Here is an 18,801-nt window from a genome sequence, read left to right as displayed (position 1 = left end):
ATTACCCGTTGCCTAACTTCCGGACTTTCCGACGTCCGACTAAAGACTTACCTAACAGTCCTTCTCCTGTTCCTGATGTAATCCTCAAAAATGTATTCACCTAAACCGTTCAACGAGCTGTAAAACGCTTTGCCGCCATTTGTTTCCGTGAATTTACGAACAAACTGCTGCAAATAAGGGTCTTTAGCTATCATAAACGTGGTGATAGGTATTTTTAAGCGTTTACATTGGGCGGCCATGTTAAGGGTTTTATTAACCACTTTTCTATCCAGTCCGATGCTGTTTTTATAGTACCTGGTACCTTCCTTTAAGCAGGTTGGTTTTCCATCGGTGATCATGAAAATTTGCTTGTTATGCGTTTTGCGCCTGCGGAGCAAATCGGTAGCCAGTTCCAAGCCCGCATAGGTGTTGGTATGGTACGGGCCAACCTGTAAGTAAGGTAAATCCTGCAATGTTATAGGCCATGCATCGTTACCAAAAACAACAATATCCAGTGTGTCCTTAGGGTACTTGGTGCGGATCAGCTCGGCAAGGGCCATGGCTACTTTTTTGGCCGGCGTTATCCTGTCTTCGCCGTAAAGGATCATGGAGTGCGAAATGTCGATCATCAGCACGGTTGAAGTAAGGGTTTTGTAGTCCATTTCCTCTACTTCAAGGTCGCGTTCGGTCATCATGAAATCGCCTATGCCGTGATTAACCTGGGCGTTATGGATAGATTGGGTCATATCTATCTGATCCAGGCTGTCGCCAAATTCAAACTCGCGGCGCTCGGCATTTTTTTCATCGCCCTGGCCCGATTGCGGCGAGCGGTGATTGCCTTTGCCTGATTTTTTTAGTTTGCCGAAGATCTCTTCCAGGGCAGATTGCCTGATGCTTTGCTCAGTTTTCGCCGTGATCTTAAATTCACCGTTTTGGTTGTCCTCATCAAGATAGCCTTTCTGTTTCAGCTCATCGATGAAATCGCCCATGCCATAATCATCGTTGGTGAGGTTGTATTGTTTGTCGAGTTCGTTAAGCCAGGCCAAAGCTTCGCCGGCATCGCCCGATGTATAATTGAGCAACTCGAGGAATAATTTTAGTAATTCGTCAAATCCGCCTTTAGGGATTTGATTGGGCTTAAATTTGGAAAATCCAAAACCGCGCATATTTTGTCCTTTCTGTACATAAAGGAACGGAATATTTTGGTGAAAAGTTTTGCTGTGGCAGTGATAAAGTAAATTGTTAGGTAAGTATGACAATTAGATTTTGGATTTCGAATGTTTGATTTCGGATTTATTTGTTTAGCGAAAATGCTCTTTATAAATCCGACATCGAATAAATCCGAAATCCCAATTCCCAAATTCGAAATCGGTATGACAATTATATTTTGGATTTCGGATGTTCGATTTCGGATTTAAAAGTTACTTTATTCAGCCAGGAATAAATCCGAAATCGAACGTTCGAAATCCGAATTCCTAAATATATGCCAAACTATTCAGTAACTCAGCAGGATATACCGGGTTTGCGCCACGCTGACTGGCTACGTATGAACCAACCGAACAGGCTTTGTCTACCACTTGCTGCATGGGTTTGCCTGCCAGTAAGCCGGAAACAAAGGTGGCCAGGAAAGCATCGCCCGCGCCTACTGTGTCGACTACTTTTACGGGGCAGCCTGGGCTGTCATAAAATTCATGGTCATGCCATACCAATGCCCCATGCTCTCCGCGTGTTACGCATATGGTTTGGCTGTGATATTTAGAGCGGAATTCACCAATCTTGTCACGCAAAGGAGCGCTGCCACCGCCAATAAGCAGGTCGGCTTCTTCCTCGTTCATTTTTACTACATCGGCACGGGCAACCAGTGTTTCAATGGTTGATAGGGTATAATGCGGCGGACGAAGGTTTACGTCAAAAACTTTTAATGCCGGGGTTTCGTCAAGCAGGTTTAACAGTGTTTCGCGGGTAGTGGCCGTACGGCAGGCCAAACTGCCAAACACAATGGCCTGGGCTGCCTGCGCTGCTTTGGTAAGCGCTGCAGAAGGTTCTATATTATCCCATGAAACGGGTTGTGGAATAATGTAAGTGGCGGTATTGCTTTCGTCAAGTTGTACAGTAACCTCGCAGGTTGGAAACTCATCATCCTGCTGGATCAGGTTTGAATACAGATCGTTGGTTTTTAAAAAGCCTATTAAGGCATCGCCTGAGCTGTCCATCCCAACCGAGCTTGCAAAAGCTGTTTCTACACCTTGCTGTACCAAATGCCTTGCCACGTTCATAGGCGCGCCACCGGCTTTTTTACCATCGCCAAAAGCATCCCATAAAACTTCGCCAAAACTTAATACCTGATTTCCCATAGTTAAATTGTTTTTTTAATGCCGATGAAACCCAAATATACTGTATTGTCTGAACCGGAATTAATCGAATTGAAGAATTAATTGAATTTTTTCTTTTTAATTCTGTTAATTCGGGCAATTCTTAAAATTCAGGTTCAGACAAAAAACTACCTTTATTATATGAAAAGAATATTACTGAGTTTTGTGTTTATGCTTGTTGCCGCGTATGGTTTTGCGCAGGATAGGCAAGCCATCCTGAAAGTAATGCATACGCAGGAGGAAGCCTGGAACCGTGGCAATATTGAAGAATTCATGACAACCTACTGGAAGTCGGATTCGCTGGTTTTTGTGGGCAAAACAGCCCCAACTTACGGCTGGCAAACAACTTTGGAACACTACAAACAAACCTATCCTGATAAAGCTGCTATGGGGCAGCTCAAATTCAATATCATACAAATAAAGGTGCTTGATAAAACTAATGCCTTTGTTTTAGGCGGATGGAAGCTAACCCGCGAAAAGGATACGCCCGGCGGTTATTTTACATTATGGTTCAGGAAAATTAAGGGCGAGTGGAAGATAGTTTGTGATCACACAAGTTGAGGAGATTAGTGGTTGGAGATAAGAGATTGGTTTGATTAGATCTCAAAAAATAGTACTACATGAAAAGAGGTTTGATAATTGGAAAGTTTTTGCCGCTACATATCGGACATATGGCTTTGATAGGTTATGCGCTTGAGCATTGCGATGAGCTTATGATAGTTATAGGAGCAAGTGATGATGAACCTATACCGGGTGATGTTAGACTTAACTGGCTCGACAAAACTTACGCGGATAATGATAAGGTTAAGCCTGTATTGTTAAACTACGATGAAGCTATATTGCCCGGCGCGGGCGAATCGATAGAAAATATGTCGAGGCTTTGGGCCAGCTATCTTAAAAAGAACTTGCCGCACATTGATGTAATATTTGCCTCCGAGGCCTACGGCGCTTATATGAGCCGGTTTCTGGATTGTGAAAGTGTTATTTATGAAGAACCCTGCAAAGTTGTACCAGTAGCGGCTGCAAGGATCAGGGAAGAGCCTAATTTGTACCTGCATCTTTTACCCGAGGCGGTTAAGGAATATTATCAGGATCGGGGCAAATAATTTATTGTCAATCTTTACTAACCCACTCCTTCTTAAAGTCTGAGGGATTTTTACCTACTATTTTATTAAAGAGTTTATTGAAATAAGATAAGCTTTCAAAGCCCACTGCGTAACAGGTTTCTGTTACGTTTTTATCCTGCATCAGCAGGTTCTTTGCTACGTCAACCCGGTATTGGTTCACAAAATCGGTAAAAGTCATTTTGGTTTGCCTTTTAAAGTACCGGCAAAAGGCAGCCGTGGTGAAATTAACTTTATCGGCTATCACATTTACATCTGGTTTAAGGTTGTAATTGCTGCCGATATATTCATAAACAGCACCCATCCTGATCTTATCCTTTAAAAAGAATTGCAGGTTTGGTTCGTCGTTGTTTAAAATGGTACATTCGTTTGAACCCGCCAGGATATTGAAGATCTCCATCAGTCCTAACAATTGCTGAAATGAGCCCATCCCTGGTAATAGCTTTAATTTCTCCACTGCTAAAGTCCGGGTATCACCATGAAAGGCAATGCCATTGGCTGCCTTTTTGAAAAGCTGTTCAATTGCTGAAAACTCGGGAGTCATGCCTATTGCTGTTCCCATAAAGTCTTCTTTCAGCTGCACTACTATCTGGTGGTATTCGCTCCGGAGGCGGTAATCAAAGTTTAGGTGGGGGAGGTTACTGCCAATCAGCACCAGGTCATGTTGTGTATAGCCGGAGATATGGGAGCCAACATGCCTGATCCCGGCATCGGCTTCAACGTAAACCAGTTCATATTCCGGATGATAATGCCACAGGAAAGTGTTCCGGAGTCGGGGCGAAAAGAGCTTGAACGATTTGCCCGGTTCAAAATCTACCTTCTCTAACTGGATCTTATCCATGCTGCATTGGGCGTTATGTTTTATTAAATATAGCAAAATGATCAATGTAGAACAAATTTTGGTCACTACACAGGATAAGCTGTCTTCACAGTCGCCCTAAATTTGAATTGTAAATCAAACGAAATTATGAAGACCGAAAACGCAACCATGACCATGGCAACCGCCCCCGCCAATGCCCATAAAGACATCCCCGGCAATCCATCTACTGCAAAATCGAGCCAGATCAGCCTGAACAAGCGCGCAAACAATGAACCTCTGAAAATACTGAGCGAGGCCGACTGGCAATTTTGGATAGACAACGGTTATGTGATCATTAAAAACGCTGTACCAAAAGCACAGGTTCAAAAACTGGCCGATTACCTGTGGCAATATGAAGGTAAAGACGCCAGCGACATGGAAACCTGGTATAAAAAGCCGAATGCTCAGATGCAAATGACCGAGCTGAACAATACCGGCATGGTTGAAATTTATAATCAGCAATTTATGTGGGATAACCGGCAGTATCCTAAAGTTCATGCCGCTTTTGCCGATATCTGGGGAACCGAAAAACTGTGGGTAACTATCGACAGGGCTAATCTGAACTTTCCATTGCGCCCCGGCTTTGAATATAAAGGCTTTATCCACTGGGATTATGACCCCGAAACGAAGCCTCAAAATGTGCAGGGTGTATTGGCCCTTGCCGATCAGACAGACGAAAACATGGGCGGCTTTCAATGCATACCTGAATTGTACCGAACTTACGATACCTGGAAATTAACCCAGCCCGACGATCGTGATCATTACAAACCTGACACCACCGGCTTTGAAACGGAAAAGGTAAAACTGGAGGCCGGTGACCTGCTGATATTTAACAGTCTGCAGCCACATGGCATCCGCCCAAATAAGAGTAACGATAAAGTGCGCATAGCCCAATACATATCCATGATGCCCGCACAGGAAGATAACGAAGAGCTAAGGCAGTGGCGCATCAACAGTTGGCAAAGCCGCGAAGCTATGCAAGGCTATGCTTTTCCCGGCGATCCGATGGAACGTGAAAAACAAAATCCTGTAGCTGAGCTTAGTGAGTTGGGTAAAAAGCTTTTAGGATTGGAGAGGTGGTAGGTTGTTATCAGGATAAAAGCAAGGGATTGTGCGATTCCCTCCCTTGGGAGGGTGTAGGGAGGGGTTTCAGCGAGATACTTGGACGTTGCAAAATCGCATAACCCCTCCCTGCCAACACGCAATCCTGACGCGCCCCTCCCAAGGGAGGGAATTAAAAAACAAAAAAGCGATGAATTTTATTCATCGCTTTTAATATCATGACTTAAGACTAATAACTTAAGACTTCGGACTTAAAAAGGTTTCCCTGCGGCCAGTTCTCGGTTGGCCCATTTCACGGCCAGGCCTTCGCGGTATTTAGCGTATTTGCCTTTAAACACCATTTTCAGGGCGCTGTCAACACCGCCTTTAACGGCCAGGTTATATAAACTTGCCGCCTTACGGGTAATGCTTGCATCCCAGGCACGCAGGCTTAGGGAGTATGAACCATCAACATATTTCATCCAATGCCAGTAACCGGTAGGCATAAACAAGGTATCGCCATGTTCAAGGAAAACCTCAATGCCTTCAACACCGTCAAGCGCCGGGAATTTTTTAACATCAGGGTTTAATACATCATAGTCTTCCAAAGCATAAGTTGCATTCGGGATGCAATACAAGCGGCGTTTCCATTTGTTCTCAAACAGGATTACGTGCTTGCGGCCACCAAAATGGGTATGGAAAATATGCGGAAGATCAATATCGTAATGTAAAAATGTAACCGAGTTTGAGCCACCAAAAAACATGGCAGGCATGCTTTCTAAAAAACCGCCCATTAAATCTTTTGGCAACACAATATCGTCCAGAAGCTGTGGCGCCTGTTTAAATATATTAAAGAAAAAGATCCTTAATTCGGTTGGTTTACTGCGGATGAGGTCGATATACTCATCAAAAGGCATTTCTGTTGCCGATGAATTGATGGGTTTTGAAGGATCGGCCTTAGAGTTGTCATATAAGGGCACTACCTTGTTGCCAACAACCTCTTTTAAATATTCGGGTGTCCATTTTTCGCGGGCAGGCCAGCTTTTGGTAAGCCCTTTGATAACCAGTGGGCGACGAGGGTCTAAATAATTCTTCTTAAAGTCTTCGGGAGAAATATTTTCAACCGTATCGATCGGGTTAAGAATGAAGCACATATGTAGTTTTTATTACTTTCGGGGGTTATGCTAATTTTAAGTTAAAGTTACAATATTGTTCCTTAACTATTTATAAGCATTCAAAATAACGAAATAAACCCCAAAGTATTATAAAGATATATCAATATTATGGCTTACCTGCAGCAAGGGCATTATTAGCACGTTTAACGGCCAGTTCCTCTTTCCAGTCCATATAATCCTTCTTAAAGCGGGCTTTCATCATGTTGTCAAACTTGCGCTGTACGGTTAAGTTATATAAACTTTTGGCTTTTATAGCCCATGATTTATCCCAGGCGCGTAACGATATGGAAAACGAACCGGTTAAATATTTCATCCAATGCCAGTAACCTGTAGGCATGAACAGGGTGTCTCCATGTTCTAAAATTGCTTCCTGGCCCTCAATACCGTCAAGTGCCGGGAATTTGGTGAAGTCAGGGTTTTCAATATCATAGTCTTCCAGGGCGTAGGTTGCAAACGGGATACAATAAAGGCGTTCGGTCCATTTCTGGTCGAACAGCATCACGTGCTTGCGGCCATTAAAATGTGTGTGGAAGATGTGCGCAAGGTCGATATCGTAATGTAAAAATGTTACCGAACCGGCACCGCCGAAAAACATGTTAGGGTATTTATCAAGAAAACCACCCATTAAATCTGATGGCGAGCGGTAATCATCAAGGAGTTTGGGGGCATGTTTTATGGGGTCGAACAGGAAGATCCTTAAGTCGGTAGGTTGTTTTTGAATAAGATCGATATAATCGCCAAACTTCATTTCGCTGGCCGATGCGTTGATAGCCTTAGATGGATCGGCCTTAGCGCTATTATATAGCGGAACGGTTTGATCGCCTACGGTTTCTTTTATGTATTCAAAAGTCCATTTCTGAAGGGCGGGCCAGCTTTCAGTCGCTTTGCGGATTATAAGCGGTTTGCGTGGATTTAAATAATTGTTAACAAAATCCTCTTTGCTTATATGGTCTACACGGTCAATAGGTGTAAGTGTTATACTCATTTTCACAAATTAATTAATGGGCAAAATTAATTCTTTGTAAAAAACATGTAAACAATTTGGGGGGATTTTGAAATTTTAATGACAGTTGTTTTTAGTAGCACTCCAAAGTGGCAGTAGCAGTTTTTGTCAGGTGATAAACAAAAAGAGTTGATAGTTACTAACTATCAACTCCTTTCAAAAAACTTTTTTGGCGACTGCCGCTGCAACTGCCACTATAAAGCTTAATTAGGCATCAACACGGTGTTTACCACGTGGATAACGCCGTTGCTTTGGGCAACATCGTCAATAGTGATCCATGATTTGCCGCCTTTTTCATCAACCAGGTATAGTTTAGCGCCTTGCGACATTACTGTTATGGTGCCGCCACTCAGTGTGCTTAGTTCGGTTTTGCCTTTACCTTCCTTAACCTTAGTTAATAAGTCGGTCGAGCTTAGTTTGCCAGGAACTACGTGGTAGGTTAAAGTTTTGATCAGGCTTGCTTTGTTAGCCGGTTTCATCAGGTTGTCAACTGTACCTGCCGGTAATTTGGCAAATGCCTCATTGGTTGGTGCAAATACCGTATATGGTCCTGCTGCCGATAATGTTGGCGCCAGTCCGGCAGCTTTAACAGCGGCTACAAGTGTAGTATGATCTTTTGAACCTGATGCATTTTGTACAATGTTTTTAGCCGGTGACATAACAGCGCCGCCAACTGTTTTTTGAGCATAAGCTTTTGGAGCAACGGCAACAGCCAATAAGGCAACAGCCGCGATGAGTAGTTTTTTCATAATTTAATCGTCAGGATAAGTATCTTTTAAAGATACGATTAGTAAATCTAAACAGATTTAAATATCATTTTGCTTTGTAACAATGTATTGACTGTTATTTTTCTGTTTGGTTTAAAAAAATAAACCCGCCGCAATATGATCGGCATATAACTTGCCGGTAGCTGTCAAATAAATTACATTATCCTTTTGGGCGATCCACTCCCTGTCAAAAAATTCAGCGCCAGCTTTAAGCAATTCATCAGATGCGCCTTTGGCTATTTGGTTGAGTCTTGCTAAGTCAAGCCCCCAAATGGTGCGTAACGAAGTCATGATATACTCGTTCAGGCGGTTCTCTTCGGTTAGCTCCTCGGTTTCGGCTGATAGTTTTCCGGTTTCAAGCGCCTGCATGTATTTGGCGTTATTGGCTATGTTCCATTGGCGGGTATCGCCATTGTAAGAGTGGGCCGATGGGCCTATACCTAAGTATTTAACACCTTTCCAGTAATTGGAGTTATGGCGCGAATACTGGCCGGGCTTACAAAAATTAGAGATCTCATAATGTTCAAACCCGTGGGCCTGCATGGCATCCATCAGCACCATGAATTGCTCGGCGCTTTGCTGCTCGTTCATGGGGGGCTGCTTCTTTTTGTTGATAAAGGCTGCCAGCGCTGTTTGGGGTTCAACCGTCATGGAATAGGTGGATATGTGCGGAACATTTAGCTCAAACACCTTATCCAGGTTTTGTTTCCATTTAGTATCGCTGAGCATGGGATAACCATAAATCAGATCGACAGTAATGTTTTCAAAACCTGCGTCCTGGGCTCGCTTGACTGATGATTCGGCTTCCTGCCCACGATGTACGCGGTTCATCCATGCCAAATCTTCGTCAAAAAATGATTGGATCCCAATGCTGAAGCGGTTTACAGGTGTCTGCTTCAAAGCTTTGAGTTTATCCGGTTTCAGATCATCAGGATTGGCTTCTAAAGTAATTTCTGCTCCGGACGATACCGTGTGCTGTTCGGTAATGGTATTGATGATCTTGCTGATCTCTTCGCCATCCAAAACAGAAGGCGTGCCGCCGCCAAAGTAAATGGTTTCGATGGTTTCGCCGTTGAGGTAGCTTTTTTGTAATTTGATCTCTTTGATCAAAGCTTGCAGCATTTCATCCTTATATTTTAAGGACGTGCTGAAATGGAAATCGCAATAATGGCAAGCCTGCTTGCAAAAGGGGATATGGATATAAATGCCTGCCATGCGGCAAAGGTAATGCAATTATTTTTTTGACTAAAGCGGGTATTTGTGCAATAAGGGTTACGGGACATTTAAGCTTTGTTTATCTTTATGCTCCAGTTATATAAACCATGACCTTTAAACGCGCTGTTTTCTTATTTACCCGTCAATTATTTCAAAAACAGAAACCACGCCTTCCTTTGTATACTTTTCTTATCCCGAACTCACGTTAATAGAAATTTGAATGAGGTTAAAAACTTTTGATGCGTCATCGCTAACACCTGCAGAAATGCAAGGTTATTTACACGCTGCCATTGCTCCCCGGCCAATATGTTTTGCATCCACCATTGATAAAAACGGCGTGGTTAATTTAAGCCCGTTTAGTTTTTTTAATGTGTTCAGTGTAAATCCACCGATATGTGTTTTTTCGCCAACAAGTAGGGCGCGGGATAATTCCACCAAGCATACGCTTGAAAATGTTTTGGAAGTACCCGAATGTGTGATTAATATCGTGAACTACGATATGGTTCAACAGGCCTATTTAACCAGTACAGATTATCCAAGAGAAGTAAATGAGTTTTCGAAAGCAGGGTTTACCGAATTGGCTTCTGAAACGGTAAGACCGCCCAGGGTAGCAGAATCGACCGTTCAATTGGAATGTGTAGTGAATAATGTGATATCGTTAGGGAAAAACGGAGGAGCAGGTAATTTGGTTATTGCAGAGGTGAAACGGATTCATATCAATGAAGATATTTTGGATGCTGATGGCAAAATAGACCCTCATAAAATAGATCTGGTGGCCCGCCTGGGCGGTGACTGGTACTGTAGGGTAAGCGGCGATAACTTATTTAAAATTGCCAAACCAATTGATTGTGCCGGAATAGGTATCGGCGTAGATGCTTTTCCTCAAGAGGTTAAAAACTCCAACGTATTAACCGGGAATAATTTGGGGGTATTGGGGCTTGTTAAAACGCTGCCATCTGATGAGGAGATAGAAGCCTTTAGCAAAACCGAGGAAATGAAAGAACTGCTTGATGCCATCATCGACAGCCACACGCGTACAACACACCTGCATTTAAAAGCCAAACATCTGCTAGATAATGGCCGAGTAATGGATGCCTGGAAAGTGTTGTTGATGTAGCTTGTACATCTTGCCTAAGCCTGTATTTGTGCGAAAGGATTAGGGGACATTTATGCTTTGTTTATCTTTAGTTTCCAATTATAGTAAACCATGACCTTTAAATACTCTGTTTTCTTATCTGCCTGTTTGTTGGCTGGCGGAGTCGCCAATAGCCAGCAAGGCAATAAAACCATCCAAATAGATATTCACAAATTGTTAAATGCCCGCCCCGTAACTACGGTTACTGATGGTAAGTTGCAAACCTGGATAACCGGTATTGATGGTAGCGGCAAAGGGGATGGTTATCTGACCGGGGCGGCAGCAAAACTCAATGGCGATAAAAACGCGCATGCTTTGCCCGACAGCCCTTTGATTCCGGCCAACTCATCGCACCCCGCTATATTACTTCACTATAAAAATGGCGATAATGGGAATCAAACCCGGAATGTGGCCGGTATTGATAGTTTTAGCTTTGAAGTGCCTCATAAAAAGTATACGGATTTGTACCTGAGCCTCACCAGTTCAGAAGGTCCGTCTCAACTGCACATCAAGCTAACCTATGCTGATGGCAGCGAGGTTAAGGATTTTCTGTTGCCCGATTATTATAATGACATCCCCGATGGAGACACTAACCTGAGTTACGCAGTACATGACCTGGCTAAATGGGGACTTGGGAATAAGATGACCGAAAGCGATCATCACAATATTGACGTGCTCAATATTCATCCCCATCCGAAGCGGATCCTTAAGGAAGTTACGCTGAGTAAAGACAAAGCCGGCTACCTGGTATTTTGGGCTGCCACAGGCGTAATTAAATAAATTATTCTGCTAAATGTTGCGCGGTGCTTCGCTTAAAACAGGCTCAAAAAAATATTCGTTCATGAAATTATCGTTCAGATAATTACCCTACTTTTGCAAAAAATAATAAGCCCCGTTTTAAGCTTTGAGGACTCGTTTGGTTATTTGGTGTTGCCTGCTTTTTTTGTTGAATAGTGTTGCCGTTTTTGCGCAACAGGATTCAATTGCTACAGACACGGCTGCAAAATTACCTGTACGTACTTTTCGCCCTGGCAATTCGGTGCTTGATTCGGTGGCTTACGCCATGCAAAACCGGGATAAATTTATGGCTGATTCTGTAGCTATGCGTTACCTCAGGTTGCCTGATGCAGCCATGCGCGCGCAGTATGCCGACAGCGTTTTTGCCCGCGAATTATACCACGGTTACGGTTTTCTGGATCTTCACTCCAGAACCAAAAGCAAGGTGATGGAAGGGCATTACCGCCCCTCGCGCGATCCCTGGATCATCGTGATCATTATCGCCATGTTGCTATACACAGCCATTCTTAATCTTGCCCTGAGTAAAGATGTAAGCAATGTATTTACCTCCTTTTACAGTAAACGCGTACTCTCAATAGCCGGTAAAGAAGAGAGCCCTGTTAGCTCATGGGCGTTCCTGGGCTTGTTTTTGTTGTTTTGTGCTACGTTTAGCTTGTTCCTGTATCAACTGGCCGCATACAAAGGCGTTTATTATAAAATAGCCGGGAGCGGGCTGTTTACTTTTCTTACTATTGTAATTATAGCGTTGTTTTCGCTTAAATTTTTAATACTCAAGTTTTTAGGCTTTGTATTTGATATTAACAAGCTGGTGAGCGAATACCTTAATATCCTTCATCTTACCTATTTTAATATCGCGTTTGTTTTTTTACCGGTGGTTATTTGTTTTAGCTTACTTGGGGCACAATATATCCCAATATTGCTAACAACCACACTAATAATAGTGATAGTAATCTTTATATGGCAGTATATCAGGAGCAGCGTAAATATAATTTCTACCTTTCGATTTCATAAGTTTTATTTATTTACGTATCTTTGTGCCCTCGAAATTTGCCCTGTTTTGATTTTAATAAAGGCATTGAATATTAAAATTTAGGTTATTAAAAGCACTGAATTGGAAGATAGAAAGAAAAAGGTTAAAAGCATACTGGTTACTTTGCCTAAGCCCGAAAATGATAAAAATCCTTACGCCGAGCTGGCTAAAAAGCTTAACCTGAAAATTGATTTCAGATCATTTATTCATGTTGAGGGTGTGCCTGCAAAGGATTTCAGAAAAGAGAAGATCAACCTGGCTGATTTTAGCGCAGTGATCTTTACCAGTCGTAACTCGGCCGATCATTTTTTCCGTATTTGCGAAGAGATGCGTTTTGAGGTGCCTGTTGAAATGAAGTATTTCTGTCTGTCAGAAACTATAGCACTTTACTTACAAAAATATATCCAGTACCGTAAGCGTAAGATATTTTTTGGTAAGCAAACAGCCGCCGATCTGGCCGAAGTGTTGAAAAAACATTCGTCCGAAAAATTCCTTTATCCATGTTCTGACGTTGCGGCTGAAGAAACTCAGCGCTTTTTGCTGGAGAATGGCTATAACTTTACCCCAGCCGTACTTTTCCGTACGGTTTGCAGTGATCTTTCTGATCTTGCGGATGTGTTTTATGATGTTATCGCATTTTTTAGTCCGTCAAGTATACAATCGTTGTATAAAAACTTTCCCGATTTTAAGCAGAATAATACACGTATTGCTGCCTTTGGGGCAACTACCCATAAGGCTGTGCTTGAGGCTGGTTTAATTTTGGATATACCTGCCCCAACCCCGGGCGCGCCCTCAATGACAATGGCCATTGAGCAGTACGTTAAGCTTGTAAATAAATAAGTTAGAAATTTATTTAACCCGGCTGCAACTTTTTGCAGTATATACCCGTATAACCGCTAACTAATTGTCATATAAACAATTGGTTAGCGGTTTGTTAATTATACAGCATTTTGTTTTGTATTGGTAAGCAAAGTACACAGTTTATCGGTACACGAGGCCGAATTATCGTTTTTTATAACTTTTTTTGCATAAAAATGTAATATATTCGGGCGTCTCATTATGTTATGGTTATATAACTGATTTTGAATTTGTAAAATGAAACAGGTATACTTTTTAATAGTAGTTTTAGCGGGTAGTGTATTAAGTAGTTGTGGCCGCGGTGGCGGTGACCGGGGTGAAGTTGTAGGTGTGCCTGCAAGATCATTCAGGGCCGAAGTTCCTTACGGAATGGTTTATATTCCGGGTGGCAGCTTCTTGATGGGACAAACCGACCAGGATGTAACCTTCGCTCAAATAGCGCAAACCAAGCAGGTTACTGTTTCTCCGTTTTTTATGGATCAGACTGAAACCAGTAACAGCCAGTACAAAATGTTTGTGAACTGGGTTCGCGATTCGATAGCTATAACAAGTTATATCAACGATAATAAATACTACATTCAGCCCAGAACCGGAGCCGGTAATAACAATAACAACGGTGGCAAAAAGTTCATTAATTGGGACTATGTGAAGAAAAATCCTATCTGGAGCAGCAAGGGCGGTCAGGCAAGCAATGCCCAGAAACTACAGGGCATGTACTACCAGGGCGATGATCGTGTATTTGACCGTAACGAGGTTGATGTGCGTTTGCTAAAATATAACTATGCACTGTTTACCCTGCGTGAAGCTGCCGATCACCATAACGATAAGACAAAACACCGCTCAGATTTCATTTTACGTGACACCGTGCCTGTGTATCCTGATACCCTGGTTTGGTTAAGCGATTTCTCATACGCTGCCAACGAGCCAATGGTTGAAAGTTATTTTTCGCATCCGGCGTTCCGTAATTATCCTGTTGTGGGTGTAACCTGGAGGCAGGCCCGCGCATACGCTACATGGCGTAGCCGTTATAATGATGCTTATAAAGACAAGCGTCATTTAGCTCACCGTGCCCCTTACAGCTTGCCAACTGAAGCTGAGTTTGAATATGCGGCACGCGGTGGCAGGATAGGTACTGACTACCCATGGGGTGGTCCTTATATTAAAAATGCAAAAGGCTGTTTACTGGCAAACTTTAAGCCGGGACGTGGTAATTATACTGATGACGGTGGTGCATACACAGTACCGGTTCGTTCATACTTCCCTAACGATTACGGCTTATATAATATGGCTGGTAACGTAGCAGAGTGGACACTATCTGCTTTTGATGAATCGGCATCAACATTTGTGCATGACCTTGCACCAACCTTCAATTACGAGGCAAAATCAACCGATCCTGAAGTGCTTAAACGTAAAGTTGTGCGCGGCGGATCATGGAAAGATATTGGATATTTCCTTCAAAATTCAACCCGGAGCTACGAATACCAGGATACCGCTAAATCATATATCGGTTTCCGTTGCGTAACCCACTACTTGGGCCGCGACATTACAGATAAACGCTAATTAAGTTTAGTTAAGCAAGCAACAATCAAATCAAAAAATAACAAAGTTTACTTCTGAATTATTATGGCTGGAAAGAAAAAACCTTACGGAATAGGTAACATCGTATCATGGGGTGCTACAGTGGTGATTATAGGGTTAATGTTTAAGATTTTGCACTGGCCTGGCGCCACTTATTGGATAGCAGGCGGACTTATTACTGAAGCTATTCTGTTTTTTATATTAGGTTTTCAGAGAGAAGACAAAGATATTGACTGGGTACGTGTTTATCCTGAGTTAAGCGAAGATTTTCAGGGCGAACTTCCAAAAGCAACTGTAAGAAATGCAGCTGTTAATGCAGGCCCTTCAACAACCGCTGCTTTAGATAAAATGATGGAAGACGCTAAAATCGGTCCAGAACTGGTACGCAGTCTTGGCGATGGCTTACGCTCATTTGGCGATAAAGTAGCAGCAATATCTCGTGTTACAGATGCTGGTGAAGCTACAATTGCTTTTACTACTAAAGTAAAAGAAGCAACTGCAAGCTACGATAAGTTGAGCTCGTCTTTTGAAAAAGCATCGGCTAACTTAACTGAAATGGCTAATACCAATGTTGATTCAAAAGCGTATCACGACCAGGTTAATCAACTTGCTAAAAACTTATCGGCACTTAATGCCGTATACGAGCTTGAGCTGCAAGATTCAAGCGCGCACTTAAAATCAATGAATAAATTTTACCAGAACCTTGCGCTTACCATGAACAACTTTAATGAGTCTATGGACGATTCGAAGCAGTTTAAGGAAGAGGTTGGTCGTTTGGCTAAAAACCTGGCATCATTAAACTCAATTTATGGTAACATGCTTACTGCCATGAACCAGCCGCGTGTTTAATTATAATTAATTGATTGATTACCAGAAAAGAATTAGAATAGATGGCCGGAGGTAAGGAAACCCCAAGACAGCGAATGATAGGTATACTATACCTGGTACTATTGGGCCTTATTGCCCTTAACGTACCGGATAGCCTGTTAGACGCGTTTAAGAATATTACAAACAGTTTGGATGCATCAACCAAAAACGTTAACACTGGCTTACAAGCCACTTACAGCGCTTTTGAAGCAACCAAATTGAAAGAGCAAGCCGAAAGGGCTAAGCCTATTTATGAAAAGGCTAAACAGGCAAGTGCCATTGCAGCTGAGCTAAACACTTACATAGAAGAGTTAAAAGCTAAGTTAATTGCAGAGGGCGGCGGTATTAACCCTGAGATTGATGATGTTGACGGGAGGGACAACCTTGATATCTCTCCACGTATCATGATCAACCAAAAAAATGGGGAAAAGCTGAAAGCTAAAATTGATGAAACCCGTCAAAGGTTGCTTGAAGCTTTAGGTAAAGATAGCGTTGGTGTACAGTTTTCACTGAATACAGTAGCACCTAAGCCACATGGAGATGTTAAAAAGTCATGGCAGGAAGCTAACTTTGGCGACGGTATACCTTTGGGTGCAACCCTCACTACATTAGCTAAAATTGAGGCTGACAGCAAAAACGCCGAAAATGAAGTTGTGAAAAAACTATTAGGAAAAATTGATCAGGCACAGGTTACATTGGATAAGTTCAGCGCAGTTGTTGTAGCTCCAAGCAGCTACGTAATTGCAGGGCAGCCATACACAGCCCAGATCTTTTTAACTGCTTACGATTCAAAATCAAATCCTGATATTACTGTTAATGGTGGTAAAGTATCCGTTACCGATGGTAAGGGTAATTATACTATTACGGCAAGCGGCGAAGGAAAGCATAGTATCGAAGGTTTCATCAGTGTTAAAAATAACACAACCGGTAAAAACGATTCTTATCCTTTCAAGCAAGAATATACGGTTGCAAGGCCTTCAGCGGTTATTTCTCCCGACAAAATGAACGTGCTTTATATAGGTGTTCCTAACCCTATATCAGTATCTGCACCAGGGGTGTCTGCAAGCGACTTAAACGTACATTTTAGCGGAGCCGGTTCTTTAAGCGGTTCAGCTGGGCATTATACAGCTACAGTGAGTAGCATTGGTAAAGCTACCATTTCTGTTAGTGGCGCTAAAGGAGCTGTATTGGGTTCAACGGAGTTCCGTATCAAAAGAATCCCCGACCCTAAACCACAGTTTGCCGGTAAAAGCGGTGGCAACACCAGCTCGGCCAATATTAAAGCTCAGGACAGGCTTTTTGCCCAGTTGGATAACTTTGACTTTGACGCGAAATTTAATGTAACGCACTTTACTATGCTGGTTGTAAAACCACGTCAGGATGCTATTATTTTATCAGGCTCGGGCGGCGATTTAACCAGCGCTATGCACAGTGCTTTAAATACAGTTACACCAGGAACTACTGTTATATTTAAGGATATCATAGCGGTTGGCCCTGATCATTCACCGCGGTCACTTGATCCTATTGTATTATCCGCAAACTAAACGCGTATGAAAAAGAGAATTTTAGTTGTTATCCTTTGCCTGGCTTGCGTAAGTGCTTATGCACAAAAAAAACGCACCAAAAGGCCGCCGGCAAAGAAGACAACAACTTCAGCAAGAGCACGACAAACGGCACAAAAACCTGTACAGGTTCAGCCGGATAATGTAACCAGTCAGCAGCCACTTGATACAGCACGCAAAATTGCTGCAAAACCTTTTGACAGGCCACTTGACGGATACTACAAAAAAAGCAACATCTTCAGTGCTAAGGTTACTCCTTATCCTAATTTGCGTGAAAACGACGTTGCATTCGCAAAACGTGTTTGGCGAGAAATTGATGTACGCGAGAAGATGAACCAATACCTTGCTTCGCCAAAAGGACGTTTAATTGATGTATTGCTTGACGCGATTACGAGAGGAGAACTTACTGCTTATGACCCTACTCCTGGTAAAAAAGATGATCCGGGAGGCGATGGCTTTACTACGCCATTAACAGCAGGTCAGGCCCGCGGTCGTTTGGCGTCTGATAGCAGTGTGGTTGAAAAACGTGATAAGGATAATAACGTTATTTCATCTACAATGGTTGCCGGTGAATTTAACCCGGACAGCGTACTGAAGTTCCGCATTAAAGAAGATTGGGTATTTGACAAACAGCGTTCTGTTTTTGAACCTCGTATCATAGGGATCGCCCCGTTAATTAAACCTAAAGGAGCCGGCACGCTTGATATCGATTTTCAACCTGCGTTTTGGATATATTTCCCTGAAGCTCGTCCGGTACTGGCAACTAAAGAAGTTGTTAGCCGCGCCAGCGACGCAACAGGCCTAAGCTTCGACGACGTATTTATCAAACGTATTTTTACCAGCTATATCGTAAAAGAAAGTAACGATAAAGACGAACGTATAAAAGATTATGCTCAGGGTATTGATAAGCTTTACGAATCGGAAAGGATCAAAAAATCTCTTCTTGACTGGGAGCTTAACCTTTGGCAGTACTAATAGTTAAAGATTAAACGCGATTTTATAAAACAGGCGATGAATTTTCATCGCCTGTTTTGTTTTTATATATTTTTCTGTAGAGATGGATAATTGCGTCTCTACAAAATTCATCATCTGTTGATCTCTTTCAAATAAAAGAAAATGTCATTTCGATAGAGCTGCGGGCGGGAAAACGAGAGCCGGGGCGAAAGAGAAATCTTATACGCCATGCAGAATGACCCTACATGGCGTATAAGATTTCTCCTCACCAGCCCCGCACGTCCCCAATCGGGTTCGTTCGAAATGACACGCGGTTGATTGATAATCATTAACAGGACAGCGCTCCACATTATATGCTATTTTCACCTCCCGCCTGACCAATAGCTTAAAGCTTTCTACCAACGCCCCAAAATCTCCGACCAACTCCTGAAAGTGGGACGAATTGTGCCTTTTTAGTGTTTGCCGAGCCATTTCAGGGCTTTGT

General features: G+C 42.6%; 18 protein-coding genes. 11 read left to right on the top strand and 7 right to left on the bottom strand.

Annotated elements, in window-relative coordinates:
* Positions 1-47 precede the first annotated feature (47 nt).
* Both DUL71_RS27325 and DUL71_RS27320 read right to left on the bottom strand, forming a co-directional pair.
* Entirely contained in the window at positions 48-1,145 is a 1,098-nt protein-coding gene (locus DUL71_RS27325; protein WP_091215524.1) for a vWA domain-containing protein, read from the bottom strand.
* Positions 1,146-1,454: 309 nt separating this feature from the next.
* A complete protein-coding gene (locus DUL71_RS27320) occupies positions 1,455-2,333 on the bottom strand; it encodes a carbohydrate kinase family protein (protein WP_114941014.1) in 879 nt (292 codons plus the stop codon).
* Between the two features lie 159 nt (positions 2,334-2,492).
* Between DUL71_RS27320 and DUL71_RS27315 the strand changes: the two genes are divergently transcribed.
* Together DUL71_RS27315 and DUL71_RS27310 are read left to right on the top strand one after the other, a co-directional pair.
* Positions 2,493-2,912: a YybH family protein gene (locus DUL71_RS27315; protein WP_112568739.1), complete on the top strand. Its 420-nt coding sequence runs from the start codon at positions 2,493-2,495 to the stop codon at positions 2,910-2,912.
* Between the two features lie 59 nt (positions 2,913-2,971).
* Positions 2,972-3,457, top strand: a complete 486-nt coding sequence (locus tag DUL71_RS27310) for an adenylyltransferase/cytidyltransferase family protein (protein ID WP_114941013.1) — start codon at positions 2,972-2,974, stop codon at positions 3,455-3,457.
* A 7-nt stretch (positions 3,458-3,464) separates the two neighbouring features.
* Here the strand turns inward: DUL71_RS27310 and DUL71_RS27305 are convergent, their stop codons facing one another.
* A complete protein-coding gene (locus tag DUL71_RS27305) occupies positions 3,465-4,316 on the bottom strand; it encodes a helix-turn-helix domain-containing protein (protein ID WP_114941012.1) in 852 nt (283 codons plus the stop codon).
* Positions 4,317-4,442: 126 nt separating this feature from the next.
* Between DUL71_RS27305 and DUL71_RS27300 the strand changes: the two genes are divergently transcribed.
* The gene (locus DUL71_RS27300; protein WP_244228850.1) at positions 4,443-5,417 is read left to right on the top strand and encodes a phytanoyl-CoA dioxygenase family protein; all 975 of its coding nucleotides are present in this window, start codon (positions 4,443-4,445) and stop codon (positions 5,415-5,417) included.
* 230 nt (positions 5,418-5,647) lie between these two features.
* Here DUL71_RS27300 and DUL71_RS27295 read toward each other — a convergent pair whose 3' ends face one another.
* The 4 genes from DUL71_RS27295 to hemW all read right to left on the bottom strand — a co-directional run bounded on the left by DUL71_RS27295 (position 5,648) and on the right by hemW (position 9,535).
* Complete coding sequence (locus tag DUL71_RS27295; protein WP_114941011.1) at positions 5,648-6,529, bottom strand: cupin-like domain-containing protein; 882 nt, start codon at positions 6,527-6,529, stop codon at positions 5,648-5,650.
* 127 nt (positions 6,530-6,656) lie between these two features.
* Positions 6,657-7,535 (bottom strand): cupin-like domain-containing protein, encoded by an 879-nt coding sequence (locus DUL71_RS27290; protein WP_114941010.1) that lies wholly within the window; start codon positions 7,533-7,535, stop codon positions 6,657-6,659.
* Positions 7,536-7,756: 221 nt separating this feature from the next.
* Positions 7,757-8,302 carry a fasciclin domain-containing protein gene (locus DUL71_RS27285; RefSeq protein WP_114941009.1) on the bottom strand — a complete coding sequence of 182 codons (546 nt, stop codon included), beginning with the start codon at positions 8,300-8,302 and terminating at the stop codon, positions 7,757-7,759.
* A gap of 111 nt (positions 8,303-8,413) precedes the next feature.
* Positions 8,414-9,535, bottom strand: a complete 1,122-nt coding sequence (hemW, locus tag DUL71_RS27280) for a radical SAM family heme chaperone HemW (protein ID WP_114941008.1) — start codon at positions 9,533-9,535, stop codon at positions 8,414-8,416.
* A 220-nt stretch (positions 9,536-9,755) separates the two neighbouring features.
* Here hemW and DUL71_RS27275 point away from each other — a divergent pair, with 220 nt between their 5' ends.
* The 8 genes from DUL71_RS27275 to porN all read left to right on the top strand — a co-directional run bounded on the left by DUL71_RS27275 (position 9,756) and on the right by porN (position 18,338).
* Positions 9,756-10,652 (top strand): flavin reductase family protein, encoded by an 897-nt coding sequence (locus DUL71_RS27275; protein WP_114941007.1) that lies wholly within the window; start codon positions 9,756-9,758, stop codon positions 10,650-10,652.
* 90 nt (positions 10,653-10,742) lie between these two features.
* The gene (locus tag DUL71_RS27270) at positions 10,743-11,450 is read left to right on the top strand and encodes a hypothetical protein (protein ID WP_114941006.1); all 708 of its coding nucleotides are present in this window, start codon (positions 10,743-10,745) and stop codon (positions 11,448-11,450) included.
* Positions 11,451-11,613: 163 nt separating this feature from the next.
* The gene (locus tag DUL71_RS27265; protein ID WP_161964520.1) at positions 11,614-12,561 is read left to right on the top strand and encodes a DUF4271 domain-containing protein; all 948 of its coding nucleotides are present in this window, start codon (positions 11,614-11,616) and stop codon (positions 12,559-12,561) included.
* An 18-nt stretch (positions 12,562-12,579) separates the two neighbouring features.
* Positions 12,580-13,338 carry a uroporphyrinogen-III synthase gene (locus DUL71_RS27260; RefSeq protein WP_090530369.1) on the top strand — a complete coding sequence of 253 codons (759 nt, stop codon included), beginning with the start codon at positions 12,580-12,582 and terminating at the stop codon, positions 13,336-13,338.
* A 255-nt stretch (positions 13,339-13,593) separates the two neighbouring features.
* Positions 13,594-14,916 carry a T9SS ring complex lipoprotein PorK/GldK gene (gene porK / locus DUL71_RS27255; protein ID WP_114941004.1) on the top strand — a complete coding sequence of 441 codons (1,323 nt, stop codon included), beginning with the start codon at positions 13,594-13,596 and terminating at the stop codon, positions 14,914-14,916.
* Between the two features lie 63 nt (positions 14,917-14,979).
* Positions 14,980-15,783 carry a type IX secretion system motor protein PorL/GldL gene (gene porL, locus DUL71_RS27250; RefSeq protein ID WP_114941003.1) on the top strand — a complete coding sequence of 268 codons (804 nt, stop codon included), beginning with the start codon at positions 14,980-14,982 and terminating at the stop codon, positions 15,781-15,783.
* A 41-nt stretch (positions 15,784-15,824) separates the two neighbouring features.
* Positions 15,825-17,345, top strand: coding sequence for a type IX secretion system motor protein PorM/GldM (gene porM, locus DUL71_RS27245; RefSeq protein WP_114941002.1), 1,521 nt, complete (start codon positions 15,825-15,827; stop codon positions 17,343-17,345).
* A gap of 6 nt (positions 17,346-17,351) precedes the next feature.
* A complete protein-coding gene (gene porN, locus DUL71_RS27240; protein WP_114941001.1) occupies positions 17,352-18,338 on the top strand; it encodes a type IX secretion system ring subunit PorN/GldN in 987 nt (328 codons plus the stop codon).
* Positions 18,339-18,801: the final 463 nt, after the last annotated feature.

Origin of the sequence: Mucilaginibacter endophyticus (assembly GCF_003351025.1) — a bacterium.
Taxonomy (GTDB): Bacteria; Bacteroidota; Bacteroidia; order Sphingobacteriales; family Sphingobacteriaceae; genus Mucilaginibacter; species Mucilaginibacter endophyticus.
Note: the sequence above shows the minus strand (reverse complement) of the source record. Positions and strands in the feature narration are given on the sequence as shown.

Coding starts and splice junctions, on each gene's coding strand:
- DUL71_RS27325 (WP_091215524.1), bottom strand. CDS start 1,145: ATGCGCGGTTTTGGATTTTCCAAATTTAAGCCCAATCAAATCCCTAAA.
- DUL71_RS27320 (WP_114941014.1), bottom strand. CDS start 2,333: ATGGGAAATCAGGTATTAAGTTTTGGCGAAGTTTTATGGGATGCTTTT.
- DUL71_RS27315 (WP_112568739.1), top strand. CDS start 2,493: ATGAAAAGAATATTACTGAGTTTTGTGTTTATGCTTGTTGCCGCGTAT.
- DUL71_RS27310 (WP_114941013.1), top strand. CDS start 2,972: ATGAAAAGAGGTTTGATAATTGGAAAGTTTTTGCCGCTACATATCGGA.
- DUL71_RS27305 (WP_114941012.1), bottom strand. CDS start 4,316: ATGGATAAGATCCAGTTAGAGAAGGTAGATTTTGAACCGGGCAAATCG.
- DUL71_RS27300 (WP_244228850.1), top strand. CDS start 4,443: ATGAAGACCGAAAACGCAACCATGACCATGGCAACCGCCCCCGCCAAT.
- DUL71_RS27295 (WP_114941011.1), bottom strand. CDS start 6,529: ATGTGCTTCATTCTTAACCCGATCGATACGGTTGAAAATATTTCTCCC.
- DUL71_RS27290 (WP_114941010.1), bottom strand. CDS start 7,535: ATGAGTATAACACTTACACCTATTGACCGTGTAGACCATATAAGCAAA.
- DUL71_RS27285 (WP_114941009.1), bottom strand. CDS start 8,302: ATGAAAAAACTACTCATCGCGGCTGTTGCCTTATTGGCTGTTGCCGTT.
- hemW (WP_114941008.1), bottom strand. CDS start 9,535: ATGGCAGGCATTTATATCCATATCCCCTTTTGCAAGCAGGCTTGCCAT.
- DUL71_RS27275 (WP_114941007.1), top strand. CDS start 9,756: ATGAGGTTAAAAACTTTTGATGCGTCATCGCTAACACCTGCAGAAATG.
- DUL71_RS27270 (WP_114941006.1), top strand. CDS start 10,743: ATGACCTTTAAATACTCTGTTTTCTTATCTGCCTGTTTGTTGGCTGGC.
- porK (WP_114941004.1), top strand. CDS start 13,594: ATGAAACAGGTATACTTTTTAATAGTAGTTTTAGCGGGTAGTGTATTA.
- porL (WP_114941003.1), top strand. CDS start 14,980: ATGGCTGGAAAGAAAAAACCTTACGGAATAGGTAACATCGTATCATGG.
- porM (WP_114941002.1), top strand. CDS start 15,825: ATGGCCGGAGGTAAGGAAACCCCAAGACAGCGAATGATAGGTATACTA.
- porN (WP_114941001.1), top strand. CDS start 17,352: ATGAAAAAGAGAATTTTAGTTGTTATCCTTTGCCTGGCTTGCGTAAGT.